Raw genomic sequence first — 24,858 nt, 5'->3', positions numbered from 1 at the left:
ACCGAACGATCGGTCGGTAGGGAGTCCGGGATGGCGGCAGTGACTGCGGGCCAGACAGCGCAGGCGACAGAGGGCAGTGCGGAAGGGGCGGACGACGCGGCCCTGCAGGCGGCTTTCGACGCCGCGGTGGCGGCCGACGAGCGCATCGAGCCCCGCGACTGGATGCCCGACGCCTACCGCGCCTCGCTGGTCAGGCAAATGGCCCAGCACGCCCACTCGGAAATCATCGGCATGCAGCCCGAGGCCAACTGGATCACCCGCGCCCCTTCGCTGCGCCGCAAGGCCATCCTCATGGCCAAGGTGCAGGACGAGGCGGGCCACGGCCTGTATCTGTACAGCGCGGCCGAGACCCTGGGCACCGGCCGCGACGAACTGCTCGACAAGCTCCACGCGGGCCGGCAGCGGTATTCCTCGATCTTCAACTACCCGACGCTGACCTGGGCGGACGTCGGGGCCATCGGCTGGCTCGTGGACGGCGCCGCGATCACCAACCAGGTGCCCCTGTGCCGCTGCTCCTACGGCCCCTACGCCCGCGCGATGGTCCGCATCTGCAAGGAGGAGTCGTTCCACCAGCGCCAGGGCTACGAACTGCTCCTCGCGCTGAGCAGCGGCACCCCCGCGCAGCACGAGATGGCGCAGGACGCGGTGAACCGGTGGTGGTGGCCGTCCCTGATGATGTTCGGCCCGCCGGACGACGCCTCATCGCATTCGGCGCAGTCGATGACCTGGAAGATCAAGCGGCATTCCAACGACGAGCTGCGGCAGCGCTTCGTGGACATCTGCGTCACCCAGGCCGAGGCGCTCGGCCTCACCCTCCCCGACCCGGACATCCGGTGGAACGAGGATCGCGGTCAGCACGATTTCGGGGCGATCGACTGGACGGAGTTCCAGGAGGTCCTGAAGGGCAACGGCCCGTGCAACGAGCAGCGCCTCGGCCAGCGCCGCCGGGCCCACGAGGAAGGCGCCTGGGTCCGCGAGGCCGCCGCCGCGTACGCACGCAAACACACGACCGGCCCCGGCCCCGCTCCCACCACAGTCGGCGCACCCGGCGCACCCGGCGCACCCGGCGCACCCGGTGAAGACACGGTCGTACCGAATGGAAAGGCGACAGCATGAGCAGCTCCACGGACTGGCCGCTGTGGGAGGTGTTCGTCCGCTCGCGGCGCGGGCTCTCCCACACCCACGCCGGCAGCCTCCACGCGCCGGACGCCGAGATGGCCCTGCGCAACGCGCGCGACCTCTACACCCGCCGGTCCGAGGGGATCTCCCTGTGGGTGGTGCCCTCCTCCCAGATCACGGCGTCCTCGCCGGACGAGAAGGACACGTTCTTCGAACCCGCCGGTGACAAGCCGTACCGGCACCCGACGTTCTACGAGATCCCGGACGGGGTGAAGCACCTGTGACGGCGGCCCTCGCCCTCGGCGACGACGCGCTGGTGCTGTCGCACCGGCTGGGGGAGTGGGCGGGCCACGCCCCGGTGCTGGAGGAGGAAGTGGCCCTCGCCAACATCGCCCTGGACCTGCTGGGCCAGGCCCGGCTGCTGCTCTCGCTCGCGGGCGACGAGGACGAGCTCGCGTACCTCCGAGAGGAACGCGCCTTCCGCAACGTCCAGCTGGTCGAGCAGCCGAACGGCGACTTCGCCCACACCATCGCCCGGCAGCTCTACTTCTCGGTCCATCAGCAGGGGCTGTACGAGCAGCTGGCCGCCGGCGACGGTGCGTTCGCGGGGATAGCGGCCAAGGCGGTCAAGGAGGTCGCCTACCACCGGGACCACGCCGAGCAGTGGACGCTGCGCCTCGGCGACGGGACGGACGAGAGCCACGAGCGCATACAGCGGGCGGTGGACGCGCTGTGGCGTTTCACCGGCGAGCTGTTCCAGCCGGTCGAAGGCGTGGACGTGGACTGGCAGGCGCTGCACAGCCACTGGCTGGAGGCGGTCACCACCGTCCTGGAGCGAGCGACCCTGACCGTGCCGTCGGGCCCGCAGTCCGGTGCCTGGACGGCGGGGGCGGGCCGGCAGGGCATCCACACCGAGCCCTTCGGGCGGATGATCGCCGAGATGCAGCACCTGCACCGCAGCCACCCGGGGGCGTCATGGTGACCTGGACGCCCCTTGAGGAGGAGCTGCTGGGCCTCGCGGGCTCGGTCCCCGACCCGGAGCTGCCCGTGCTGACGCTGGAGGACCTGGGCGTGGTCCGGAGCGTGGAAGTGGTCGAACCGGGCAGGGTCACGGTCAAGCTCACGCCGACCTACACCGGTTGCCCCGCGATAGAGGCCATGTCCACGGACATCGAGCGCGTGCTGCACGACTACGGCGTGCCCGAGGTCTCCGTGGTGACGGTCCTGTCCCCGGCCTGGTCGACGGACGACATCACCGCGGAAGGACGCCGCAAACTGGCCGAGTTCGGCATAGCGCCGCCCCGGCCCCACGACGCCGCGTCCGCCTCCGGCTCCGGTGGCCCGGTTCCGCTCGCCCTGTCCGTGCGCTGTCCGCACTGCGGCTCCACGGACACGGAGTTGCTGAGCCGGTTCTCCTCCACCGCCTGCAAGGCGCTCCGCCGCTGCGTGGCGTGTCAGGAACCGTTCGATCACTTCAAGGAGTTGTAGATGTTCCATCCGCTCCGGGTCAGCGGGATCGAGCGGCTCACGGACGATTCGGTGGCCGTCACCTTCGCCGTGCCGCCGGACCTGCACGAGACCTTCCGGCACAAGCCCGGTCAGCACCTCAACGTGCGCTACACCGTCGACGGCAAGGAGGTCCGCCGCTCGTACTCGATCTGCGCCCCGGCAACCGAGCGCCCGGCCTCTCCGGCGCTGCGCGTGGGCATCCGGCTCGTGGACGGCGGCGCGTTCTCGACGTACGCGCTCAAGGAGCTGCTGGTCGGCGACACGCTCGAGGCGATGCCCCCGATGGGCCGCTTCGTACTGGAGCCCCGCGCCGGACGGTTCGCGGCGATCGTCGGCGGCAGCGGCATCACCCCCGTGCTGTCCATAGCGGCCACCCTGCTCGCCCGTGAGCCGGGCGCCGACTTCTGCCTGTTCCGCAGCGACCGGACCGCCGCTTCGACCATGTTCCTGGACGAGGTCGCCGACCTGAAGGACCGCTACCCGGACCGGTTCCAGCTGGTCACCGTCCTCTCCCGGGAGGAGCAGCAGGCCGGCCTGCCGTCGGGCCGGCTGGACGGCGATCGGCTCTCCGGACTGCTGCCCGCGCTGCTGCCGGTGGCGGAGATCGACGGCTGGTATCTGTGCGGCCCGCTCGGCCTGGTCCGCTCCGCCGAGGGTGCGCTGCACGGTCTGGGCGTGGGCCGTTCCCGCATCCACCAGGAGGTTTTCCACGTCGACGAGGGTCCGGCCGCCCCCGCCGGACCACGCGTCGAGGCCCCCGTCGGCAGCACACTTACGGCGACCCTCGACGGACGGTCGGGCAAGTGGCCGGTGGCTGAAGGCGAATCACTGCTGGAGACGGTGCTGCGCAGCCGTTCGGACGCGCCGTACGCGTGCAAGGGCGGGGTATGCGGGACGTGCCGGGCCTTCCTGGTCGCGGGTGAGGTGCGGATGGACCGCAACTTCGCTCTGGAGCCGGAGGAGACGGACGCGGGCTACGTACTGGCCTGCCAGTCCCGCCCGGTGACCAAGGAGGTGGAGCTCGACTTCGACCGGTGACCATCTTCGGCCGCTACTCACAGGCTCGGCCGCTGATCACAGGCTTCGGCCGCTGACCGACTTCGGCCTCTGACCACAAGCAGCAGCGGTTCCCTCCTGTTCCCTTCTCATAGAACATGTCCTATCTTGACGCCCCGTCACATCGGGTCAGTCGGGCTAAGAGCGCACGTTCGCGGGAGGCCGGGACAGTGGACTTCACCTTCACCGAGGAGCAGCAGGCCGCCGCCGAGGCGGCGCGGGCGGTCTTGTCCGGCGTCGCACCCGATACGGTGCCCAGCCCCGCGCTCGTACAGGGTGCGGTGGCCGAGGACATCGACCGGTCGCTGTGGTCCCGGCTCGCCGCCGCGGACCTGCTGAGCCTCACACTGGCGCCGGAACACGGCGGGGCGGGGCTGGACCTCATCGCGCTCTGCCTGGTGCTGCGCGAGTCCGCGAAGGTCCTCGCACGCGTCCCGCTGCTGGAGACGTGCGCGGCGGCCATGACACTCCAGCGGTACGCCGGCCAGGGGCCGGACAAGGGGACACCGAGCCCGGAATCACCGGCGCCCGAGTCACCGGTCACAGAGCTACTGCCCCGCGTCGGCCGGGGCGAGCTGGTGCTCACCGTCGGATCCAACGGGCGCACCGGTCACGAGTCGGCCGAACTCGCCGTCACCGCGCGCAGGGAGGAGCCGGTCGCCCCCGCGAGCGGCGCCCGGGGTGGGGCCGTATGGGTGCTGGACGGGGTGCAGTCGGCGGTGCCGTGGGCCCAGGTTGCGGACTGGATCGCGGTCCCCGCTCACACCGCCCCCGACCCCGCCCACACCGACCCCGCCCACACCGACCCCACCGGGGAGAGCCGAACCGTCCTGGCGCTCGTCCGACGCGACCAGGAGGGCGTCACCATCGCCGAGCAGGTCTCCACCAACGGGGAACTCTTCGGGGAGGTCCGCCTGGACGCGGTGCGGGTCGGGCCCGGCGAGCTGATCGAGACGGCCGGCGCCTGGGAGTGGCTGCGCGACCTGCTCACCGTGGGGACCTGTGCCCTCGCGCTGGGGCTCGGCGAGACCGTGCTGAGCATGACGAGTCAGTACACGAGCAAGCGCGAGCAGTTCGGCTTCCCGGTGGCGACTTTCCAGTCCGTCGCCGTACAGGCCGCCGACCGCTACATCGATCTTCGGGCCATGGAGGTGACCCTCTGGCAGGCCGCCTGGCGGATCACCGCGGGAGGGTCGGGCGAGCTGCCCGCGGCGGGCGACGTCGCGGTGGCCAAGATCTGGGCCTCGGAGGGGGTCCGCCGCGTCGTGCAGACGGCGCAGCATCTGCACGGCGGCTTCGGCGCGGACACCGAATACGCCCTGCACCGCTTCCACGCCTGGGCGAAACAGATCGAGTTGTCACTCGGACCGGCAGCGGCCCACGAAGAGGCCCTGGCAGACCTCCTGGCGGCCCACCCGCCCGCCTGAGCCGATCCCCGGGCCGGAGGGCCCCAACAGCGTCAGGCGACGAAGGCCGGGCTGCCGTTGTCGGTGACCATCGGGCGACCCGCACCCTCCCAGGCGAGCATGCCGCCCTCGATGTTCACGGCGTCGATGCCCTGCTGCACCAGGTACTGGGTGACCTGGGCGGACCGGCCGCCGACCCGGCACATCACATGCACGCGCCGGCCGTCCTCCACCGTCTCGGTCAGCTCACCGAAGCGGCCCACGAAGTCACTCATCGGAATGTGCAGGGCACCGTCGACGTGCCCGGCCGCCCACTCGTCGTTCTCCCGGACGTCCAGCACGAGGCCGTCCGCCGGTACGGCAGCGACATCGACCGTGGGAAGCGGGCCGAAATTCATGGGTAGTGCCTTCTCTCGTCAATGCGCTCCGGAGTCACCGAAAACGCTACTGCACCAGAGCCGCGAGTTCCGCCTCGCGCTGCGAAACCTCGCCCAGCAGCTGTTCCGCGATCTCCTCCAGCAGATGGTCCGGGTCGTCCGGGGCCATCCGCAGCATGGCGCCGATCGCGCTCTCCTCCAGCTCCCGGGCCATCCCCGTCAGCAGCTCCTTTCGCTGGGTCAGCCAGTTCAGCCGGGCGTAGAGCTCGTCGGTCTCGCTCAGCTCCGCCTGCGGCGCGACCGGCCCGGCCGCCCACTCCTGGGCCAGCTCCTTCAGCAAGGCCTCGTCCCCGCGCCCGTAAGCGGCGTTGACCCGAGCGATGAACTCGTCCCGCCGGGCCCGCTCCGCCTCGTCCTGGGCCAGATCCGGGTGGGCCTTTCGAGCCAGCTCGCGGTACAGCTTGCGCACCTCCTCGGTGGGCCGGACCCGCTTGGGCGGCCGCACCGGCTGCTCGGTCAGCATGGCCGACGCCTCGGGAGACAGCCCGTCGGAGTCCATCCAGTCATGGAACAGCTCGTCCACGCCCGGCATGGGCATCACGACCGACCGCGCCTCCTCCGCCTTGCGCAGATCCTCCGGATCGCCCGTCCTGGCCGCCCGCGCCTCGGCGATCTGCGCATCGAGCTCGTCGAGCCGCGCGTACATCGGGCCGAGCCGCTGGTGGTGCAGCCGGGAGAAGTTCTCCACCTCGACCCGGAACGTCTCCACCGCGATCTCGAACTCGATCAGCGCCTGCTCGGCCACCCGGACAGCATGCGCGAGCCGCGCCTCGGGCCGTGCCTGCCCGGCCTCAGCTCGTGCCTGCCCGGCCTCAGCCCGTTCCTGACCCTCTTCGGCCCGTGTCTGACCGGCCTCCGGCCCCCCAGCCGCGTCCCTGGCACCGCCCCCGGCACCGTCGCCGGAAGCGTCCGGGGCGCCCGGGGCGTCCCTCTCCGCACGTGCGTCGTCCTGCGGTTCATCGTCGTTCCGGGTGGTCGGCACCCCGGCGGCTTCGTGGGTCACCCGTCCAGCGTATGGCCCCTGCCCGACCGCCGGGGACCCGCGGTCGGCGCAACAGGCCTCACACCCCCAGCTCGGCGGCTATTCGCCCCGCCCCGATCGCCTGCACCAACTCCGAGTGGTCCGCCTCGGTACGGTCCGCGTACGTCACCGCGAACGCCGCGACCGCTTCGTCCAACTCGTCGTTCTTGCCGCAGTAGCCCGCGACCAGCCTCGGGTCCGCGCTGTGCGCATGGGCACGCGCCAGCAGCGCACCGGTCATCCGGCCATAGTCGTCGACCTGGTCGGCGGCCAGCGCCGTCGGGTCGACGCTGCCCTTGCGGTTCCTGAACTGCCGTACCTGGAACGGCCGCCCCTCCACGGTCGTCCAGCCCAGCAGATGGTCACTGACGACCTGCATCCGGTTCTGCCCGACCACCACGCGCCGGCCCTCGTGCCCGACCTCCGGCACCTCGAACCCCACGGCGGCCAGATGCGGCGCCAGAACCGAGGGCCGAGCCTCCTTCACCTGGAGCACCAGCGGCTCCCCACGGTGGTCCAGCAACAGCACCACGTACGAGCGGGTGCCGACGCTGCCCGTGCCGACCACCCGGAACGCCACGTCGTGGATCGCGTACCGGGCGAGCAGCGGTGTCCGGTCCTCCGAGACGGTCCCCAGGTAGTCGCCGAGCCCCACCGCCACGGCCGCGGCCTCCGCGTCCGGCACCCGGCGCAGCACCGGCGGCGCATCGACGAAGCGGCGGCCGCCGCCCTCGCACTCCTCCGTGGACTTCGCCGCGAAGCGGGCGCTGGTGTTGTTGCGGGCCTTCTCGGAGACCCGCTCCAGGGTGCCGAGCAGATCCCGCGCGTCGGCGTGGGAGACGAGCTCCTCGTCGGCGATGGCGTTCCACGCGTCGAGCGTGGGCATCCGGGCCAGCAGCCGCATCGTCCGCCGGTAGGCGCCCACGGTGTCGTACGCGGCCCTGCGACAGGTGTCCTCGTCCGCACCGGCCTCGCGGCCCGCAAGCACCAGCGATGTGGCGAGGCGCTTGAGGTCCCACTCCCACGGCCCCGCCACGGTCTCGTCGAAGTCGTTCAGGTCGATGACCAGGCCACCCCGTGCGTCGCCGTACAGGCCGAAGTTGGCCGCGTGCGCGTCGCCGCAGAGCTGGGCGGCCACCCCGGTGACGGGGGTACCCACCAGGTCATGGGCCATCAGCCCGGCCGAGCCGCGCAGGAAGGCGAAGGGGGTGGCGGCCATCCGCCCCACCCGTATCGGCGTCAGCCCGGGCACCCGGCCCCGGTTGGACTCCTCGACCGCGCGCACCGCGTCGGGTCTCCCGGCAGGCGGCACCAGCGTCGCGTGCGAGGACCTGGGCACGCGCACCCGCAGCGCCTTGCCCTTCTCCTTCGCCGCCCCCACAGCCTCCGCCGAACCCGAACCCGAACCCGAACCCGCACGACGCGCGAACCCCGGCACAACCGGAATCCGCGTCGCACCCCCACCGGCCCCGAGCGGGACACCCGTCTCCGCCCCGCCGAGACCGACCCGCTCCACCGGCGGCAGCGTCGTTTCGATTCCGTGCATGGCGCGCACTCTCCCCCGCCCGGCGCAGCCGCCGGGCCACCCGCCCAACATCAACTGCCGATGACGGTACCGCCGTACACCGATCGCCGTCTGCCCCTGTGGACAGAGCCTGTGGATAACACCCAGCGGGCCCTTCCACCACTGGTCAGACCCTCAAACCCCCACCGTCTCCTCCATCTCCTCTTCCTCCTCGGCCGCCCACGACTCCTCGGTCGCCGACGACTCCTCGGCCGCCGACGACGTCTCAACCACCGACGGCTTTTCGGCCACCAACGCCTTCTCAGCCGCCGAAGACCGGGCCTGCAGCGCGGACGCCGTCCGGCGCTTCCCCTCGGCCAGGCCCGCGAGCCCCGTCATCACCAGACCGGCGACGAACCAGAGGGCCAGCACCAGCAGGTTTCCGCCCAGCGCGTGGCCTCCGAAGTACACGTGGCTGCGTACGCCTTCGACGAAGCCGGCCCCGTTCCAGAAGGAGTGCAGCGCACCGAAGAACCCGGGCTCCAGCTCGGGGCGGAAGATCCCGCCGGAGCTGGTGAAGTTGAGCATGACGAACAACACCATCACCCCGAGCGTGGTCCACCGCTTCAGGAAGGTGTGCAGCCCCACACCGATCAGCAGGATGCCCGCCGAGTAGAGCCATGCCATGGCCCAGAGACCGGCGAGCCCCTGGTCGACGAGCCCGAACAGCGGCCCGGCGAACACCGCTCCGATGACGCTCACCACCAGCGAGGTCCCCAGCGCCAGTGCCGCCCTCATCCGCAGACGCAGTACCGCCCCGGCTCCGCCGATCACGGCGACGGAGGCGTACGAGCCGATACTCACGGCGACCAGCAGGAAGAAGATCCCCTGGCCGGTCGGGTCCCCGTCCGCCGTCGGAGCCGTGTCCGTCACCTTCAGCGGGGCGCCCTGCCCGGCAGCCACCTGCGTGAAGACCTTCTCGACCACCGTCGCGCTGGTGTCGGAGGAGGCGGTGGCAACGAGCAGTTCGGGGGCCTTGCCCGGTATGTAGGCGCCGTAGCTGTCCTGCGTCCGCAGGTGGTCGGCCGCCGTCGCACGGTCGGCGACGGTACGCACGCTCAGCGCCCCGTCCCCCTTGTCCTGCAACGTCTGGGCGAGCACCTGAGCGCTCGGGCCGGAACCGACCACGTCCACCCGCAGGTCGTGCGGCTGCGGAGCGTGGAACGCTCCGAGATAGGCCAGCCCCATGCCGATGCACATCAGCAGCGGCGTGACGAGGTGACTCAGTACGTGACGCAGCGCCCCCGCCGGGGAACCGGCGGCGGCGCTCGAGCCTGCGGACATGGGGACTCCAAACGATCAATCGATAGTTGGCTTTTACAACTCCAATTCCGTTGTACTATACAACTGAACTTTCGAGGAAGGCGAGCCCGTGCCAGGCACCCCCGGAGAACGCGAGGAATCGCTGGACGTCATCCAGCGCGAACTGACCGCCTTCGCACGCCGTGCGCGGGCAGCGGCGGCCCGACTCCATCCGGAACTGCCACTGGTCTCCTACACGCTGCTGGCGCACATCGACGACCAGCAGGGGTGCCGCGCGACCGACCTGGCGGCGCACTACATGCTCGACAAGTCCACGGTCAGCCGGCAGATCGGCACCCTGGAAAAGCTCGGCCTGGTCGAGCGCCATCCGGACCCGGACGACCACCGCATCCAGGTCCTCCACCCCACCGAGGCCGGAACGCAGGCCCTCGCCGCCACCCAGGCCAGCCGCCGCGCCGCCTATCAGGAACGCCTCGCGGACTGGACGGCGGAGGATCTCGCCCGCTTCGCCGCGTACCTGCTGCGCTACAACGCGACAGGCGACGCCCCGCAGATGTAAATCGGGCGTTTCACGTGAAACCAACCGGCGGTGAAACCCGCCCCCGCCACCTCATCCGCAGGCTCGGCGCGCCCGGCCGCCAAACTGAAGAAGCCCCCCAGGCCAAGGCCTGAGGGGCTTCCTTCTTGTGCGCGAGGGGGGATTTGAACCCCCACGTCCCTAAGGACACTGGCACCTGAAGCCAGCGCGTCTGCCGTTCCGCCACTCGCGCATGAGTGGTGTTTCCAGACTCTCTCACTTGTTGGTGCGAGCGCCTGGCGACATCCGGAAGATTAGCACGCTGGACAGGGTGGATTCACATCCGTTGTTTGGCCGCCCGCCCGCCGGGCACTCGCCGCACGCTCGGCGAACGTCCGAAAGGAATCTGGAACCCGGAGCAGTCGCCCCCACTCCTCCAGAGTGGGCCCGAGGTGCGGGACACTGTGAGGAGGCCACCTCTACGATCCGTGTGAGAGGGGACACTCATCCACAGTGCAGACAAGGGGAACCAGCCGATTTCCCGACGCGTGGATACGATCAGTAAGCAGTACAGGGACGATGACACCGGAGGAGGTGCCCCATGGGAGTGATGAAGCGTTTCGAGCAGCGTCTCGAAGGTCTGGTCAACGGCACTTTCGCCAAGGTCTTCAAGTCCGAGGTCCAGCCGGTCGAGATCGCGGGTGCCCTCCAGCGGGAGTGCGACAACAACGCCACCATCTGGAACCGTGAACGCACCGTCGTCCCCAACGACTTCATCGTCGAGCTCAGCGCCCCCGACTACGAGCGCCTGAGCCCCTACTCCGGCCAGCTGGGCGACGAGCTCTCCGGCCTCGTCCGGGACTACGCCAAGCAGCAGCGGTACACCTTCATGGGCCCCATCAAGGTGCACCTGGAGAAGGCCGACGACCTGGACACCGGTCTCTACCGGGTCCGCAGCCGCACCCTGGCGTCGAGTTCGTCACAGGGCCAAGGCCAGGACCACGGCGGCCCGACCCCTCAGCAGGGCTACCAGAACCACCCGGGAGACGCCCAGCACGGGCGCCCCGGTCCCGCCCGCCCCGCCCCGCAGGCACCCGGCGGCTACGGCTACCCGCCGGCCTCCGCCCCGCCCATGCCCCCGGCCCCGCCGCCGGGCGCCGGGCGCCACTCAGGCCCCGACCGGCGTCCGCCGGCCGCTCCCGCCCCGCTGCCGAACACACAGGTGCGGCGCTGGATCGAGATCAACGGCACCCGCCATCAGATCTCCCGCCCGACGCTGGTGATGGGCCGCAGCACCGACGCCGACGTACGGATCGACGACCCCGGCGTCTCCCGCCGGCACTGTGAGATCAGGACCGGAACGCCCTCGACGATCCAGGATCTCGGGTCTACCAACGGCATCGTGGTAGACGGGCAGCACACAACCCGCGCTACGCTCCGCGACGGCTCGCGGATCGTCGTGGGCAGCACCACCATCGTTTACCGGCAAGCCGAAGGGTGAAGCGGGGGCAATGTCAGAGCTGACCCTGACGGTCATGCGGCTAGGTTTCCTGGCTGTTCTGTGGCTGTTCGTGATCGTGGCCGTCCAGGTCATTCGCAGCGACCTGTTCGGAACGCGCGTCACGCAGCGCGGCTCACGCCGCACCGCGACCGACGCACGCCCGCCACAGGCGCGCCAGAACGCTGCGGCGGCGGCACCGCCGCAGCAGCGCCAGCAGCCCACCCGCCAGCGCCGGGGGGCACCGACCAAGCTGGTCGTTTCCGAGGGCACGCTCACCGGCACCACGGTGGCGCTCCAGGGGCAGACCATCACGCTGGGCCGGGCCCATGATTCAACGATCGTGCTGGACGACGACTACGCGTCCAGCAGGCATGCCAGGATCTACCCCGACCGTGACGGCCAGTGGATCGTCGAGGATCTCGGGTCCACCAACGGCACGTACCTGGACCGGACCCGCCTCACCACCCCGACGCCTGTTCCGCTGGGCGCGCCGATCCGGATCGGCAAGACCGTCATCGAGCTGCGGAAGTAGTACGACAATGAGCGAGCGGAGCGAGCGAGCCGCTGGGGTCCGGGCATCGGACCCGGCCAGGCTCCCGACCGGAGGGTGGGCAGTGTGGCTCGAGACCGGCTGTACCCCGAACCGACGGGTGAGGTGCGCATGAGTCTGTCCCTGCGCTTCGCCGCCGGATCGCACAAGGGCATGATCCGGGAAGGCAACGAGGACTCCGGCTACGCCGGCCCCCGCCTTCTCGCGATCGCCGACGGCATGGGCGGTCAGGCGGCCGGTGAGGTCGCCAGCTCCGAGGTGATCTCCACGCTCGTCCAGCTCGACGACGACGTGCCGGGCTCCGACATCCTCACCTCGCTCGGTACGGCGGTCCAGCGGGCCAACGACCAGCTGCGGATGATGGTCGAGGAGGACCCCCAGCTGGAAGGCATGGGCACCACGCTCACCGCCCTGCTGTGGACCGGTCAGCGCCTCGGCCTCGTCCACGTCGGCGACTCGCGCGCGTACCTGCTGCGCGACGGCGTGCTGACCCAGATCACGCAGGACCACACCTGGGTCCAGCGCCTGGTCGACGAGGGCCGGATCACCGAGGAGGAGGCCACCACCCACCCGCAGCGCTCCCTGCTGATGCGCGCGCTGGGCAGTGGCGACCACGTCGAACCCGACCTCTCCATCCGTGAGGTCCGGGCCGGTGACCGGTATCTGATCTGCTCCGACGGGCTCTCCGGCGTCGTCTCCCACCAGACGATGGAGGAGACGCTCGCCAGCTACCAGGGCCCCCAGGAGACCATCCAGGACCTGATCCAGCTCGCCCTGCGCGGCGGCGGACCCGACAACATCACCTGCATCGTCGCCGACGTCTTCGACGTCGACAGCAACGACACCCTGGCCGTGCAGCTGAACGACACCCCGGTCATCGTCGGCGCGGTCGCCGAGAACCAGGCGGCCCAGCTGAACGACGGCGGCGCGATGCAGACGCCCGCCGGCCGCGCGGCCGGTCTCGGCCGTCCCGTACCGCCGCCCGCGGGCGGCTTCGGCCCTCCCGGCAGCGGCGACGACGTCGGCTACGGCGGAATGCCGGAGGGTTCCTTCGGGTCCTACTCCGACGACGACTTCGAGAAGCCCGGCGGCCGCAAGTGGCTCAAGCGGTCCCTGTACATCGTGCTAGCGCTGGCCGTCATCGGCGGTGGCCTGTACGGCGGTTACCGCTGGACGCAGACCCAGTTCTACGTCGGCGCGAAGAACGACAACGTCGCGCTGTACCGGGGCATCAGCCAGGACCTCGGCTGGGTCTCGCTCTCGAAGGTCGAGACGGACCACCCCGAGATCGAACTCAAGTACCTTCCGCCGTACCAGCGCAAGAAGGTCGAGGAGACGATCGCCGAGGGCAGCCTCGCCGACGCCCGCGAGAAGATCACCGAGCTCTCCAACCAGGCGTCCGCCTGCAAGAAGGACGCACAGCGCCGCGCGGCTGAGGAGAACGCCAAGGGCGACGAGGGCCAGGCGACGGGCACGGACAGCGACGCCACCAAGGCATCGAAGACGTCCAGGACATCCGGTGGCGACACCAAGACCGAGCAGACTTCCACGACTCCCACTCCTGGGCCCAGCCTCTCGGAGGAAGAGCAGAAGCTGGTCCCGCAGTGCGGTAAGAAGTAGAGCCGTAGGGGGCCTTCAGCACCATGAGCGTTGTCACCAACACGACCACGATCGGCGCGATCAACGCACCGAGCCGGCGCAACACCGAACTGATGATGATGGTCTTCGCCATCGCCATCTCCGTGTTCGCCTACGCCAACGTCGGCCTCGCCCTGAACGGCAAGCTCCCCTCCGGGATGTTCGGTTACGGGGCGGGGCTCATCCTGCTCGGCGGCGTGGCCCACCTCGTGGTGCGCAAGTTCGCCCCGTACGCGGACCCGCTGCTGCTTCCACTGGCCACCCTGCTCAACGGCCTCGGTCTGGTGCTCATCTGGCGGCTGGACCAGTCGCAACGGCTGATCGACCGGGCTGTGAACCGGTGGGGCAAGTTCACACCCGACGCCCCCAAGCAGCTGCTGTACTCCGCAGTCGGCGTTGCCCTCCTGGTCGCGGTTCTGCTGGTCCTCAAGGACCATCGCATCCTGCAGCGGTACACCTACATCTCCATGGTGGTGGCGCTGATCCTGCTGATCCTGCCGATGTTCTTCCCCTCGGTGAACGGCGCCAAGATCTGGATCAGCCTCGGCCCTTTCTCCATCCAACCCGGCGAATTCGCGAAGATCATCATTGCGGTCTTCTTCTCCGGATACCTGATGGTCAAGCGGGATGCGCTGGCCCTCGCCAGCCGCCGCTTCATGGGTCTGTACCTGCCGCGCGGACGCGACCTCGGCCCCATCCTCGTCATCTGGGCGCTGTCGATCCTGATCCTGGTCTTCGAGACCGACCTCGGGACGTCGCTCCTGTTCTTCGGCCTCTTCGTGATCATGCTGTACGTCGCCACGGAGCGGACCAGCTGGATCGTCTTCGGTCTCCTGATGTCGGCGGCCGGAGCCGTGGGTGTCGCCACCTTCGAAAAGCACGTCCAGGCCCGTGTGACCGCCTGGCAAGATCCGTTCGCCTGCTACGCCACCGACCGGAGCGGCGCATGTGAGCAGATCTCCAACGCCGTCATGTCCTTCGGCGCCGGAGGCACCCTCGGCACCGGCTGGGGCCAGGGCCACTCCGACCTGATCGGCTTCGCCGCCAACGCCGACTTCGTCCTCTCCACCGTGGGTGAGGAGCTCGGTCTCGCCGGAATGATGGCCGTTCTGCTGATCTACGGCCTCATCATCGAGCGCGGCGTCCGCACGGCGCTCGCCGCCCGCGACCCCTTCGGCAAGTTGCTCGCGATCGGCCTCTCCGGCGCCTTCGCCATCCAGGTCTTCGTCGTCGCCGGTGGTGTCATGGGGCTCATCCCGCTGACCGGTATGACGATGCCCTTCCTCGCCGCCGGTGGCTCCTCCGTGATCGCAAACTGGGCCCTGATCGGCATCCTCATCCGCATCAGCGACACCGCCCGGCGCCCCGCTCCCGCCCCCGCACCCTCCACCGACGCCGAGATGACCCAGGTGGTCCGACCGTGAACAAGCCCCTGCGCCGGATCGCGATCTTCTGCGGCGTCCTCATCTTCGCCCTGCTCGCGCGCACCAACTACCTGCAGTACGTGAAGGCCGACGAGCTCAACACCCGCAAGGAGAACCGCCGGGTCCGCATCGAGCGGTACGCCCACGAGCGCGGCAACATCATCGTCGACGGCGGCAAGTCCATCACCGGGTCCAAAGAGACCGAGGACGGCGACTTCAAGTACAAGCGGGTCTGGAAGGACGGCCCCATGTGGGCCCCCGTCACCGGGTACTCCTCGCAGGCATTCGACGCCTCACAGCTCGAAAAGCTCGAGGACGGCATCCTCACCGGCAACGACGACCAGCTCTTCTTCGACCGCACCATGTCGATGTTCACCGGCGACGAGGCGCAGGGCGGCAACATCGTCACCACGCTCAACAGCGCCGCCCAGACGGCCGCCTTCAAGGGCCTCGGCAGCAAGAAGGGCGCCGTCGTCGCCCTCGACCCGCAGACCGGCGCCATCCTCGCGCTCGCCAGCACCCCCTCGTACGACCCCTCGACCTTCGCGGGCAACGAAAAGGCCGACACCGAGGCCTGGCAGGCGCTGCTGAAGGACAAGGACAAGCCCATGCTCAACCGGGCGCTGCGCGAAACCTACCCGCCCGGTTCGACGTTCAAGGTCGTCACCGCGGCCGCCGCCCTTGAGAACGGCCTCTACACGGACATCGACGCGGACACGAAGTCGCCGCTGCCGTGGCGTCTCCCGCAGTCCACCAAGGACCTGGATAACGAGGGCCCCATCCCTTGCGAGAACGCCTCTCTCCGCAAGGCGCTGCGCTACTCCTGCAACACCGTCTTCGGCAAGATCAGCGATGACCTGGGCAACCAGAAGATGATCGACGAGGCCGGCAGGTTCGGCTTCAACAAGGAGATCTTCACCCCGGTCCGCTCCAACGCCAGCGTGTACCCCGAGGACAACCGGCCGCAGAACGCCATGGCGGGCATCGGCCAGGCCTCCAACCGCGCCACCCCGCTCCAGATGGCCATGGTCGCCTCCGCCGTCGCCAACGACGGAAAGCTGATGCAGCCGTACATGGTCGCCCAGCGGCAGGCTCCCAACCTGGACGTGATCTACACCCACGAGAAGGAGGAGTTCAGCCGCCCCCTCTCGGCCGAGAACGCCCAGAAGCTCCAGGAGATGATGGAGACCGTCGTCAAGGAGGGCACCGGCACGAACGCCCAGATCCCGGGCGCCACGGTCGGCGGCAAGACCGGTACGGCCCAGCACGGCCTGAACAACAGCGAGAAGCCGTACGCCTGGTTCATCTCGTACGCCAAGACGGACAGCGGTTCCCCGGTGGCCGTCGCCGTGGTCGTCGAGGACGGCAACGCCGACCGCGACGACATCTCCGGCGGCGGCCTGGCCGCCCCCATCGCGAAGGCGGTCATGAAAGCGGTCATCGACAGCAAGAAGTGACCCCGCCAAGCAGTGATACCGCTCACACATGGCCGTGAATACGCACCTGCGGATACCGGTCGGATATCAGGTATCGCCTGCGGGGCCGATCAGCTGATGCGGGGCCGGTAGCGTATGCGCGAACAGCACACCGCCGGACCGCACACCGGTGCGGTCAGGACTGACGGAGAGGGCTGGAACAGTTATGGAAGAGCCGCGTCGCCTCGGCGGCCGGTACGAGCTGGGCTCGGTGCTCGGCCGTGGTGGCATGGCCGAGGTCTACCTCGCCCACGACACCCGGCTCGGCCGCACCGTCGCTGTGAAGACTCTCCGGGCTGACCTCGCCCGCGACCCGTCCTTCCAGGCCCGGTTCCGCCGTGAGGCCCAGTCCGCCGCCTCGCTCAACCATCCCGCGATCGTCGCGGTGTACGACACCGGCGAGGACTACGTCGACGGGGTCTCCATCCCGTACATCGTCATGGAGTACGTCGACGGGTCGACGCTCAGGGAGTTGCTGCACTCGGGCCGCCGGCTGCTGCCGGAGCGCACGCTCGAAATGACCGTCGGCATCCTCCAGGCGCTGGAGTACTCGCACCGCGCGGGCATCGTCCACCGGGACATCAAGCCGGCCAACGTCATGCTGACCCGGACCGGCCAGGTCAAGGTCATGGACTTCGGCATCGCCCGCGCCATGGGCGACTCCGGTATGACGATGACTCAGACCGCGGCCGTCATCGGCACCGCCCAGTACCTCTCCCCCGAGCAGGCCAAGGGCGAGCAGGTCGACGCCCGGTCCGACCTGTACTCGACCGGCTGCCTGCTCTACGAACTGCTGACGGTCCGGCCGCCGTTCATCGGGGACTCCCCGGTCGCGGTTGCCTACCAGCACGTACGGGAAGAGCCTCAGCCGCCCAGCAGCTTCGACCCGGAGATCACGCCCGAGATGGACGCGATCGTGCTGAAGGCCCTCACCAAGGACCCCGACTACCGCTACCAGTCGGCCGACGAGATGCGCGCCGACATCGAGGCCTGCCTCGACGGCCAGCCGGTCGCCGCCACGGCGGCGATGGGTGCGGCCGGTTACGGCGGCTACGGCGGCGGGTACGACAACGACCAGCCCACCACCGCCCTGCGGGCCGCGGACCAGAACGGCGACCGCACGTCGATGCTGCCGCCGGTCAACCCGGACGACGGCAGCTACGGCTACGACGACCGCCCCGCCCGCCGCCGGCAGAAGAAGAACCACACCTCGACCATCCTGCTGGTCATCGCGGGCATCCTGGTGCTGATCGGCGCGATCCTCATCGGCAAGGCGGTCTTCGTCAGCGACGGGGGCGACACGGGCGCGTTCGACGTACCCAACATGGTCGGCATTTCCGTCAAGGACGCTCAGAAACGCGCCGACAATTCGAACGTCAAGCTCAAGATCGGTCCCGAGGAAGAGTGCAAGGACCAGCCCAAGGACAAGATCTGCCGCCAGACGCCGACGGCAGACGAGCAGATGCAGGAGCAGGAGACCGTCACGGTCTTCGTCTCCAGCGGCCCGCCGAAGGTCGACGTCCCGGACGTCACGGAGAAGTCCGAGGCCAACGCCCGCGAGATCCTGGAGAAGAGGGGCTTCACGGTCACCGTCACCTCGGTCGAGTCCGAGGCCGAGCCCAACACCGTCCTGGAGCAGTCCCCGAAGGGCGACTCGAAGGCCGAGGAGAACTCCGAGGTCAAGCTCACGGTCGCCACGGAGAAGCTGATCAGCGTGCCGCCGGTGGACACCCGCTCGTACGACGAGGCGGTGGCCCAGCTGAAGGCGCTCGGCTTCACCAACATCGGCAAGTCCGAGGTCGACGACGAGGACCACCCCGCAGGCCAGGTCGTCGGACAGACCCCTGAGGCCAACCAGAAGGTCGGCAAGGACACCGCGATCATCCTCAAGGTCGCCAAGGGCCCGACCCAGCCCCCGACGACCGCCATCCCCGAGGTCCGCGGGCACAAGGTCTCCGACGCCAAGCAGATGCTGACCGGAGCCGGCTTCACGAACATCCAGTTCGCCGAAGGCAGCTCGGACGACGACAACGCCATGGTCGTGAACGCCGACCCGCAGCCGGGCACCCAGTCCGACCCGGCCAACACCACCGTCACCCTCACCACGGCGGGCGGAGGCAACGTCTTCGGCGGGCCGAACGGTAGGCGGGGCCACTGACCTTCCCCGCACCCGGCACGAGCAGAGGGCCCCGGTCACCGCATCACGGTGATCGGGGCCCTCTGCCGTACGCGCCCGTACGCCCGTCTCAGCCCAGCTCCACCGGCTTCGTACGGTCCCGGTCGACCTTCTCCGTACGGACCAGCTCGCCCCACACGATGTAGCGGTACTTCGACGTGAAGACCGGGGTGCAGGTCGTGAGCGTGATGTAGCGGCCGGCCTTCTTCGCGCCCGAGCCCTTCGGGACGGGCCCCAGCACGTCGACGTTGTACTTCGACGTCTCCGGCAGCTCGTTGAAGACCTTGTAGATGTACCAGGTGTCCTTCGTCTCGAAGACGACCGCGTCCCCGGTCCGCACCTTGTCGATGTTGTGGAACTTCGCCCCGTGCCCGTCCCGGTGGGCGGCCAGCGTGAAGTTGCCCTCCTTGTCCGAGGGGAGCGCCGATTTCACCGGATCGGTGTAGTAGCCGGCGACGCCGTCGTTGAGGATCTCGGTGTCGGTGCCCTTCTTGACGAGCACCTCGCCGTTCTTCATCGACGGGACGTGGAGGAAGCCGATGCCGTCCTTGGTGTCCAGCGCGCCGGGGCCGTCGGCCCAGTGGTCGCGGACCGTGTCGCCCTGTTTGGTGGCCTCGCGGTCGGCGAGCACGTTCGTCCACCACAGGGAGTAGACGACGAAGAGACCGAGCACCAGACCTGCGGTGATGAGGAGTTCACCGAAGACGCTGACGGCTGTCGCGAAGGGGTGACGGCCCCCGGTCCGCGCAGGCGGCGCGGACTCGTCGGTCTGCTCCTGGTCCTCGGTCCTCGCTGTCACCGCACCGCCCCTGTCGTCATGATGTCCAGCCCGTTCAGTCCACGAGCACGTCGGGCTTCCCCTTGCTGCGCGGCCGTTCGTCGACCATCTTGCCCCAGACGATCAAACGGTACGTACTCGTGAATTCGGGCGTACACGTCGTCAAGGTGATGTACCGGCCGGGCTTGGTGAACCCGGACTGCTGCGGCACCGGGCCGATCACGGACACGTTGGACGGCGAGGTCTGCGACAGCTCGCTCGTCATCTCGTACGTGTAGTACGCGTCCTGCGTCTCGACCACGATCGGGTCGCCCGGACGCAGCCGGTTGATGTAGCGGAACGGCTCGCCGTGCGTGTTGCGGTGGCCGGCCAGGGCGAAGTTGCCCTGCTTGTCCTCGGGCATCGCCGTGCGCAGCGGTTCCTCGCTGTAGTGGCCGACCATCCCGCGGTCGAGGACCTTCTCCTTGCTGGTGCCCTCGGCGATCGGGGTGACGACGTCCAGCTTCGGGATGTGGATGATGGCGAAGCCCTGCCCCGGCTCGAACGCCTCCGGTTTGCGGGTGCCCTTGGCCCAGTCGTCCTGGATCTTGTGGGTCTCCCTGCCGGCGATCTGGTCGGCGCGCACGTTCGTCCACCACAGCTGATAGGTGACGAAGAGCAGCATCAGGATGCCCAGTGTGATGAACAGTTCGCCGACGACCCGGCTGATGACGACCGCGGGGCTGTCCTTGGCGGCCTTGGCCGCCCGGCGCGCCTCCATGCGGGTCATGGGCTTCGCCGGGGCACCTTCCGTACCGGCCGCGCTGCCGGGCCCCGGGCGCGGTGCCGGGCGCCGCCGTCCGCGCCCCTTGGCGGCGCGTCTGCGCTCGGCCCGGCCGCCGGTCGCGGATGCGGGGGGCACGGGCGACGCGCCGCGGTGCTCCCCGGACTCCTCCGCGCTCCCGGTCTCGTCGGCCCCGGCCGAAGGCTCCTGCTCCCGCGCGGACTCCTCGGCCGGGTCTATGCGCCACAGCATTTCCGTGCGCGGCTCGACGTTCCCGTCGGTCGAGGGCACCGGCTCGGCCGGGGCCCGCCGCGCGGTCTCCTGGCGGCCGTACCAGTCCCGTTCGTACCCCTCGGGGTCGTACCACTCGGGCGGGGCCTGCTGGGGGCCCTGCGGCGCGTGTGGCGCCTGCTGCTGGGGCGGTACGGCCGGCGGCCCTTGGTGCCCCGGCAGCGGGTCGTTCAGCGGGTCCGCCAGCCTGTCAACCGCCGCATCGAACGCGCCCGGGTCCCCGTACGCCTGCGGATCGTGCGGGTCGTCCTGCCGCCCGTCCCCGGCTCCGTGGCGGGGTGGGGTCACGCGACGGCCTTGCCCACCACCGGAGCGAGCCCCGCCGACCTCTCGACGGCTCCGGTGTCACCGCAGCGCACCAGCCAGTTGGCCAGCATCAGATGGCCGTGCTCGGTGAGCACCGACTCGGGGTGGAACTGCACACCTTCCACGGCCAGTTCCCGGTGGCGCAGGCCCATGATGATGCCGTCGGCCGTCCGCGCGGTGACCTCCAGCTCATCGGGGACCGTGTCCGGTTCGGCGGCGAGCGAGTGGTACCGGGTCGCGGTGAACGGCGAGGGCAGACCGGCGAACACGCCCGCGCCCTCGTGGATCACCGGGGACGTCTTGCCGTGCAGCAGTTCGGGGGCGCGGCCCACGACACCGCCGTACGCCACCGCCATCGACTGCATGCCCAGGCAGACCCCGAACACCGGGACGCCGGTCGCCGCGCAGTGCCGCACCATGTCGACGCAGACGCCCGCTTGCTCCGGGGTGCCGGGTCCGGGTGAGAGCAGGACGCCGTCGAAGCCGTCCTGGGCGTGCGCCGTGGTCACCTCGTCGTTGCGCAGCACCTCGCACTCGGCACCCAGCTGGTAGAGGTACTGGACGAGGTTGAAGACGAAGCTGTCGTAGTTGTCGACGACCAGGATGCGGGCACTCATCGGCCGGCCCCCGTCGCCGCGCTCGCGCCGTCGACCGTCACGTCACCGAACGGAAGCAGCGGCTCCGCCCACGGGAAGACGTACTGGAACAGCACGTAGACGACCGCCAGGGCGAGCACGAGCGAAATCAGCCCGCGCACCCACGCGTTGCCCGGCAGATGCCGCCAGATCCAGCCGTACATCCTGACCCCTCCATTCGGTACGGGTCCAGAGTAAGGGGCGGGGGGCCGGCCGTGGGGCAGCTGTGGAAAGCCGTGGACGGGCCATGGAGAGCCGTGGGTCAGCTGTGAAGGGCCGCCGGCCTGCCCTCGGTCACGGGCTGGGTCGCGTCCAGGTGCGCCCAGGCGATCAGCCGGTGGCTGCTGCCCCACTCGGGGTCGCAGGTGGTCAGCGTCAGATAGCGGCCGGGCCCGTCGAAGCCGGACTTGCGCGGGACGGGGTCGATCACCCCGGTGTCGCTCGGCACGGTCCGGTACGGCTTGCGGTCGATGCGGTACGTGAACCACGTCGTCCCGTCCGTCACCAGCACCGCGTCACCGGGGCGCAGCTCGGGGAAGTCCTTGAACGGGTCGCCGTACGTGCGGCGGTGCCCGGCCACCGCGAAGTTGCCCGTCGCGCCGGCGCGGGCGGTGCCCCGGTAGTGGCCGAGGCCCTTCTGCAACGTCTTGACCTCGGTGTTCTCCAGGACGGGCCATTCCCAGTTCTTGCCGAAGCGGGGGATGTAGAGCACCGCGAACGGCTTCCCGTCGCGGTACGCCTCGGGAGTCGGCGCGGGCGACTCGGTCGCGGGTGCGTCGGCTGTGGGCGACTCGGTCGCGGGTGCGGAGACCGTGCCGCGTGCCCACTGGTTCTCCAGGGCGTCGATCTGGCCCTCGGTCGCACCGGCGGCCTTCACTCCGGTCCAGAACAGGAGGTAGACGACGAAGAGGATGATCAGGGCGCCCACGGTGACGCACAGCTCGCTGAACGTCCTGACGATGAGTCGCACCGACACCGGTCGGCCTCCCCGCGGCTGCTCGTTACTTCACCGGCTCCGCATAGTGCAGGTCCACTGTGCCCGAGTAGCCGGGAAGAGTCACCGCCCCGTGCTCGTCGACTTTCCAGCCGAGCCCGTACGCCTTCACGTACAGCAGGTAGTTCTGGATCGCCGGCGAGGCGTCGAGCGCCTTCCTGAGCGCACCGGGGTCGCCCACCGCGGTGATCTTGTACGGGGGCGAGTAGACCCGGCCCTGGAGGATCAGGGTGTTGCCGACGCAGCGCACGGCGCTGGTGGAGATGAGCCGCTGGTCCATGACCTCGATGCCCCGGGCGCCGCCCTGCCACAGCGCGTTGACGACCGCCTGCAGGTCCTGCTGGTGGATGACCAGGTCATTGGGCTGCGGGTCGGGGTAGCCGGGGCTGGCGGTGGCGTTCGGCGGGGCGTCGTTGAGCGTGACGGCCAGGGCCTGACCGGAGAGCTTGGTGGTACCGGCGGCCCGCTCCAGCGCCTTGAGGCGGGCGGCCTCCGCCTTGGTGCTGCCGTTGTCGCGCTGGGCGAGGGTGTCGATGTCCCCGCGCACGGACGCGGCGGACTCCTCCAGAGCGGCGTTCTTCTCGCTGCGCTGCTGGATGAGGTCGGAGAGCTTCAGCAGCGAGGCGTCGGTACGGATATTGGTGCCCTTTGCCGTATTGGCGCTGGTCACGAAGATAAGGCCGGCAAGGGCGAAAACGGCAGCCGTGAGCACTCTGACCGGGTGCCGGAACGTGCGCCGGACCGGCCCTGGGGGAGAGTCGGCAGAATTGCTCAACGTACCCTTATCTCCTTCGGTGCCACGGAAGCACTACGCTAACGGACGCCCGGGGGAGGCAGCATTCCCCCTTGCGCCCCGCCCCGGCGCCAGCCACAGTTCCCTGCGCGGTCACGCAGCGCATCGACAGGAGAGTTCCTCGTGCCGAAGTCACGTATCCGCAAGAAGGCCGACTTCACGCCGCCCCCGGCGAAGCAGACGACCAACATAAAGCTGACCAACCGCAGCTGGGTGGCGCCCGTGATGCTGGCGCTCTTCCTGATCGGTCTGGCCTGGATCGTTGTTTTCTACGTGACCGACGGCGACCTGCCGATCAAGTCGCTGGGGAACTGGAACATCGTCGTAGGCTTCGGCTTCATCGCGGGCGGCTTCGGCGTCTCCACGCAGTGGAAGTAGCCCGCGCGACCGCGCAGTGACGCACGACGGCCCCGGTTACCGCAACCCCTGCCCTGAGTTACCCACAGCGTTATCCACAGGCAGGGGAAAAGGTCAGACGATCTGTGGATAACTCCCTGGCCGTTGACGCCGGTGTGACTGCGAACGCCCCCGCACCGGGGCACAACGCCCCTTGTCCCTGCTGGAAAAACCCAGCTCAGCGACAAGGGGCTCAGTTGTATCCGCTTCATGCACAAGATCGGAACCAGGCTGTGGAATCCTGTGGACAACTTCGATCACAAACGGTCCGCATCGGCTCTGCGGACCTTGTCGGAGGCGCCCCCTACGTCAGGGCGGCTGTCCTGGCGACCACGATCAGGATCACCACCACGAGGGTTACGGCACAGGTCCCGAACTGCACGAGATCGCGCCGTTCACGCGGGGCGTGCACCATGCCGATCCCGATCAGCACCCCCGCGACCAGTCCGCCGACATGCGCCTGCCAGGCGATCCCGCCCCACGGGTTGAAGGTGATGACCAGGTTGAGCGCGAGGATCATGAAGACCGGGCGCATGTCGTAGTTCAGCCGGCGCATCAGGACGACCGTCGCACCCAGCAGACCGAAGATGGCGCCCGAGGCCCCCAGCGAGGGCTGGTTCGGCGCCGCGAGCCAGTACGTCAGGGCGCCGCCCGCCAGCCCCGAGAGCAGATACAGCGCGAGGTAGCGGACGCGGCCCAGCACCGCTTCGAGCGGTCCGCCCAGCCACCACAGCCCCAGCATGTTGAAGGCGATGTGCCACACCTCCTGGTGCAGGAACATCGACGTCACCAGCCGGTACCACTGGCCTTCCGCAATGCCCTCCGGCGGCCCGCCGTAGTAGAAGTTGGCCCGGCCGAGCAGCACCAGGTCGTCGACCAGCGCGCCGTTCGCCAGCACCGCGACGAACACGGCGACATTGACCCCCAGCAGGATCTTGGTGATCAGCCGGGGATCGGCCGCGACGGGGCCGCCGGCGAGCGTGCGCGGCCGGGCGGCGGACGCGCCGTGCCCCGTGCCGGAGCCCTGGCGGACGCAGTCCGGGCACTGGAAGCCGACCGAAGCGCTGACCATGCAGTCCGGGCAGATGGGGCGGTTGCAGCGGGTGCACCGGATCGCCGTCTCCCGGTCCGGGTGGCGGTAGCAGCCGGCCGGGCCCCCGACGGGCGGGGGCGGTCCGGGCGCGCCCGGCGGCTGCTGGTCCATCGGTCCCATCGCTTCCCGGTCCCCTCGGTCCTCGTCGTCCCG

Annotated in this window: 25 protein-coding genes and 1 tRNA gene; 14 read left to right on the top strand and 12 right to left on the bottom strand. The window is 69.8% G+C overall.

What is annotated here, in order from left to right; genetic code table 11:
- Positions 1-30 precede the first annotated feature (30 nt).
- The 6 genes from paaA (at position 31) to E6P78_RS05055 (ending at position 5,111) form a co-directional block, all read left to right on the top strand.
- Entirely contained in the window at positions 31-1,116 is a 1,086-nt protein-coding gene (gene paaA / locus E6P78_RS05080) for a 1,2-phenylacetyl-CoA epoxidase subunit PaaA (RefSeq protein ID WP_136202250.1), read from the top strand.
- The gene (paaB, locus tag E6P78_RS05075; RefSeq protein WP_136202249.1) at positions 1,113-1,403 is read left to right on the top strand and encodes a 1,2-phenylacetyl-CoA epoxidase subunit PaaB; all 291 of its coding nucleotides are present in this window, start codon (positions 1,113-1,115) and stop codon (positions 1,401-1,403) included. The genes paaA and paaB overlap by 4 nt, the downstream gene beginning before the upstream one ends.
- The gene (gene paaC / locus E6P78_RS05070) at positions 1,400-2,101 is read left to right on the top strand and encodes a 1,2-phenylacetyl-CoA epoxidase subunit PaaC (RefSeq protein WP_136202248.1); all 702 of its coding nucleotides are present in this window, start codon (positions 1,400-1,402) and stop codon (positions 2,099-2,101) included. The genes paaB and paaC overlap by 4 nt, the downstream gene beginning before the upstream one ends.
- Entirely contained in the window at positions 2,095-2,607 is a 513-nt protein-coding gene (gene paaD, locus E6P78_RS05065; protein WP_136202247.1) for a 1,2-phenylacetyl-CoA epoxidase subunit PaaD, read from the top strand. The genes paaC and paaD overlap by 7 nt, the downstream gene beginning before the upstream one ends.
- Positions 2,608-3,666, top strand: a complete 1,059-nt coding sequence (locus E6P78_RS05060; RefSeq protein ID WP_136202246.1) for a 2Fe-2S iron-sulfur cluster-binding protein — start codon at positions 2,608-2,610, stop codon at positions 3,664-3,666.
- A gap of 188 nt (positions 3,667-3,854) precedes the next feature.
- Complete coding sequence (locus E6P78_RS05055; RefSeq protein ID WP_136202245.1) at positions 3,855-5,111, top strand: acyl-CoA dehydrogenase family protein; 1,257 nt, start codon at positions 3,855-3,857, stop codon at positions 5,109-5,111.
- 32 nt (positions 5,112-5,143) lie between these two features.
- On the opposite strand, the gene E6P78_RS05050 is transcribed toward E6P78_RS05055, so the two are convergent.
- The 4 genes from E6P78_RS05050 to E6P78_RS05035 all read right to left on the bottom strand — a co-directional run bounded on the left by E6P78_RS05050 (position 5,144) and on the right by E6P78_RS05035 (position 9,396).
- A complete protein-coding gene (locus E6P78_RS05050; protein ID WP_136202244.1) occupies positions 5,144-5,488 on the bottom strand; it encodes a rhodanese-like domain-containing protein in 345 nt (114 codons plus the stop codon).
- A 46-nt stretch (positions 5,489-5,534) separates the two neighbouring features.
- A complete protein-coding gene (locus tag E6P78_RS05045; RefSeq protein ID WP_136202243.1) occupies positions 5,535-6,530 on the bottom strand; it encodes a J domain-containing protein in 996 nt (331 codons plus the stop codon).
- A 58-nt stretch (positions 6,531-6,588) separates the two neighbouring features.
- Entirely contained in the window at positions 6,589-8,094 is a 1,506-nt protein-coding gene (locus E6P78_RS05040; RefSeq protein ID WP_136202242.1) for a DUF2252 domain-containing protein, read from the bottom strand.
- A gap of 153 nt (positions 8,095-8,247) precedes the next feature.
- Positions 8,248-9,396: a hypothetical protein gene (locus E6P78_RS05035; protein ID WP_136202241.1), complete on the bottom strand. Its 1,149-nt coding sequence runs from the start codon at positions 9,394-9,396 to the stop codon at positions 8,248-8,250.
- An 88-nt stretch (positions 9,397-9,484) separates the two neighbouring features.
- Here E6P78_RS05035 and E6P78_RS05030 point away from each other — a divergent pair, with 88 nt between their 5' ends.
- On the top strand, positions 9,485-9,934 hold the full coding sequence (locus tag E6P78_RS05030) for a MarR family winged helix-turn-helix transcriptional regulator (RefSeq protein ID WP_136202240.1): 450 nt from the start codon (positions 9,485-9,487) through the stop codon (positions 9,932-9,934).
- Between the two features lie 128 nt (positions 9,935-10,062).
- Here the strand turns inward: E6P78_RS05030 and E6P78_RS05025 are convergent.
- Positions 10,063-10,145: transfer RNA gene (locus E6P78_RS05025), tRNA-Leu, on the bottom strand.
- A gap of 348 nt (positions 10,146-10,493) precedes the next feature.
- Here E6P78_RS05025 and E6P78_RS05020 point away from each other — a divergent pair.
- The 6 genes from E6P78_RS05020 (at position 10,494) to pknB (ending at position 18,638) form a co-directional block, all read left to right on the top strand.
- Positions 10,494-11,393 (top strand): DUF3662 and FHA domain-containing protein, encoded by a 900-nt coding sequence (locus tag E6P78_RS05020; protein WP_136202239.1) that lies wholly within the window; start codon positions 10,494-10,496, stop codon positions 11,391-11,393.
- Between the two features lie 10 nt (positions 11,394-11,403).
- Positions 11,404-11,925 carry an FHA domain-containing protein gene (locus E6P78_RS05015; RefSeq protein WP_136202238.1) on the top strand — a complete coding sequence of 174 codons (522 nt, stop codon included), beginning with the start codon at positions 11,404-11,406 and terminating at the stop codon, positions 11,923-11,925.
- A 129-nt stretch (positions 11,926-12,054) separates the two neighbouring features.
- Positions 12,055-13,563: a Stp1/IreP family PP2C-type Ser/Thr phosphatase gene (locus tag E6P78_RS05010; protein WP_136202237.1), complete on the top strand. Its 1,509-nt coding sequence runs from the start codon at positions 12,055-12,057 to the stop codon at positions 13,561-13,563.
- Between the two features lie 23 nt (positions 13,564-13,586).
- A complete protein-coding gene (locus E6P78_RS05005; protein WP_136202236.1) occupies positions 13,587-15,005 on the top strand; it encodes an FtsW/RodA/SpoVE family cell cycle protein in 1,419 nt (472 codons plus the stop codon).
- A complete protein-coding gene (locus tag E6P78_RS05000) occupies positions 15,002-16,462 on the top strand; it encodes a penicillin-binding transpeptidase domain-containing protein (RefSeq protein WP_136202235.1) in 1,461 nt (486 codons plus the stop codon). Before E6P78_RS05005 ends, E6P78_RS05000 begins: the two co-directional genes overlap by 4 nt.
- 184 nt (positions 16,463-16,646) lie before the next feature.
- A complete protein-coding gene (gene pknB / locus E6P78_RS04990) occupies positions 16,647-18,638 on the top strand; it encodes a Stk1 family PASTA domain-containing Ser/Thr kinase (RefSeq protein WP_136202234.1) in 1,992 nt (663 codons plus the stop codon).
- An 88-nt stretch (positions 18,639-18,726) separates the two neighbouring features.
- On the opposite strand, the gene E6P78_RS04985 is transcribed toward pknB, so the two are convergent.
- The 6 genes from E6P78_RS04985 to E6P78_RS04960 form a co-directional block, all read right to left on the bottom strand.
- Complete coding sequence (locus E6P78_RS04985; RefSeq protein ID WP_136202233.1) at positions 18,727-19,455, bottom strand: class E sortase; 729 nt, start codon at positions 19,453-19,455, stop codon at positions 18,727-18,729.
- Between the two features lie 34 nt (positions 19,456-19,489).
- Positions 19,490-20,776 (bottom strand): class E sortase, encoded by a 1,287-nt coding sequence (locus E6P78_RS04980; protein WP_136202232.1) that lies wholly within the window; start codon positions 20,774-20,776, stop codon positions 19,490-19,492.
- Positions 20,773-21,411, bottom strand: coding sequence for an aminodeoxychorismate/anthranilate synthase component II (locus tag E6P78_RS04975; protein WP_136202231.1), 639 nt, complete (start codon positions 21,409-21,411; stop codon positions 20,773-20,775). The genes E6P78_RS04980 and E6P78_RS04975 overlap by 4 nt, the downstream gene beginning before the upstream one ends.
- Positions 21,408-21,593, bottom strand: coding sequence for a hypothetical protein (locus E6P78_RS04970; RefSeq protein WP_018553860.1), 186 nt, complete (start codon positions 21,591-21,593; stop codon positions 21,408-21,410). Before E6P78_RS04970 ends, E6P78_RS04975 begins: the two co-directional genes overlap by 4 nt.
- A 98-nt stretch (positions 21,594-21,691) precedes the next feature.
- Complete coding sequence (locus tag E6P78_RS04965) at positions 21,692-22,405, bottom strand: class E sortase (RefSeq protein ID WP_136202230.1); 714 nt, start codon at positions 22,403-22,405, stop codon at positions 21,692-21,694.
- 25 nt (positions 22,406-22,430) lie between these two features.
- Entirely contained in the window at positions 22,431-23,198 is a 768-nt protein-coding gene (locus tag E6P78_RS04960; protein ID WP_168712563.1) for a DUF881 domain-containing protein, read from the bottom strand.
- 141 nt (positions 23,199-23,339) lie between these two features.
- Between E6P78_RS04960 and crgA the strand changes: the two genes are divergently transcribed.
- Positions 23,340-23,594: a cell division protein CrgA gene (crgA, locus tag E6P78_RS04955; protein ID WP_018553863.1), complete on the top strand. Its 255-nt coding sequence runs from the start codon at positions 23,340-23,342 to the stop codon at positions 23,592-23,594.
- A gap of 322 nt (positions 23,595-23,916) precedes the next feature.
- Here the strand turns inward: crgA and E6P78_RS04950 are convergent, their stop codons facing one another.
- Positions 23,917-24,816 (bottom strand): rhomboid family intramembrane serine protease, encoded by a 900-nt coding sequence (locus E6P78_RS04950; RefSeq protein WP_136202319.1) that lies wholly within the window; start codon positions 24,814-24,816, stop codon positions 23,917-23,919.
- Between the last annotated feature and the right edge of the window lie 42 nt (positions 24,817-24,858).

The sequence above is a fragment of the Streptomyces sp. A0958 genome (assembly GCF_004795035.1).
Classification (GTDB): Bacteria; Actinomycetota; Actinomycetes; order Streptomycetales; family Streptomycetaceae; genus Streptomyces.
This window is presented reverse-complemented; position numbering and strand designations above follow the sequence as displayed.

Bases quoted from the DNA above. Each gene is read 5' to 3' on its own strand.
- paaA (WP_136202250.1), top strand. From the start codon at position 31: ATGGCGGCAGTGACTGCGGGCCAGACAGCGCAGGCGACAGAGGGCAGT.
- paaB (WP_136202249.1), top strand. From the start codon at position 1,113: ATGAGCAGCTCCACGGACTGGCCGCTGTGGGAGGTGTTCGTCCGCTCG.
- paaD (WP_136202247.1), top strand. From the start codon at position 2,095: ATGGTGACCTGGACGCCCCTTGAGGAGGAGCTGCTGGGCCTCGCGGGC.
- E6P78_RS05060 (WP_136202246.1), top strand. From the start codon at position 2,608: ATGTTCCATCCGCTCCGGGTCAGCGGGATCGAGCGGCTCACGGACGAT.
- E6P78_RS05050 (WP_136202244.1), bottom strand. From the start codon at position 5,488: ATGAATTTCGGCCCGCTTCCCACGGTCGATGTCGCTGCCGTACCGGCG.
- E6P78_RS05040 (WP_136202242.1), bottom strand. From the start codon at position 8,094: ATGCACGGAATCGAAACGACGCTGCCGCCGGTGGAGCGGGTCGGTCTC.
- E6P78_RS05035 (WP_136202241.1), bottom strand. From the start codon at position 9,396: ATGTCCGCAGGCTCGAGCGCCGCCGCCGGTTCCCCGGCGGGGGCGCTG.
- E6P78_RS05020 (WP_136202239.1), top strand. From the start codon at position 10,494: ATGGGAGTGATGAAGCGTTTCGAGCAGCGTCTCGAAGGTCTGGTCAAC.
- E6P78_RS05015 (WP_136202238.1), top strand. From the start codon at position 11,404: ATGTCAGAGCTGACCCTGACGGTCATGCGGCTAGGTTTCCTGGCTGTT.
- E6P78_RS05010 (WP_136202237.1), top strand. From the start codon at position 12,055: ATGAGTCTGTCCCTGCGCTTCGCCGCCGGATCGCACAAGGGCATGATC.
- E6P78_RS05005 (WP_136202236.1), top strand. From the start codon at position 13,587: ATGAGCGTTGTCACCAACACGACCACGATCGGCGCGATCAACGCACCG.
- pknB (WP_136202234.1), top strand. From the start codon at position 16,647: ATGGAAGAGCCGCGTCGCCTCGGCGGCCGGTACGAGCTGGGCTCGGTG.
- E6P78_RS04975 (WP_136202231.1), bottom strand. From the start codon at position 21,411: ATGAGTGCCCGCATCCTGGTCGTCGACAACTACGACAGCTTCGTCTTC.
- E6P78_RS04970 (WP_018553860.1), bottom strand. From the start codon at position 21,593: ATGTACGGCTGGATCTGGCGGCATCTGCCGGGCAACGCGTGGGTGCGC.
- E6P78_RS04950 (WP_136202319.1), bottom strand. From the start codon at position 24,816: ATGGACCAGCAGCCGCCGGGCGCGCCCGGACCGCCCCCGCCCGTCGGG.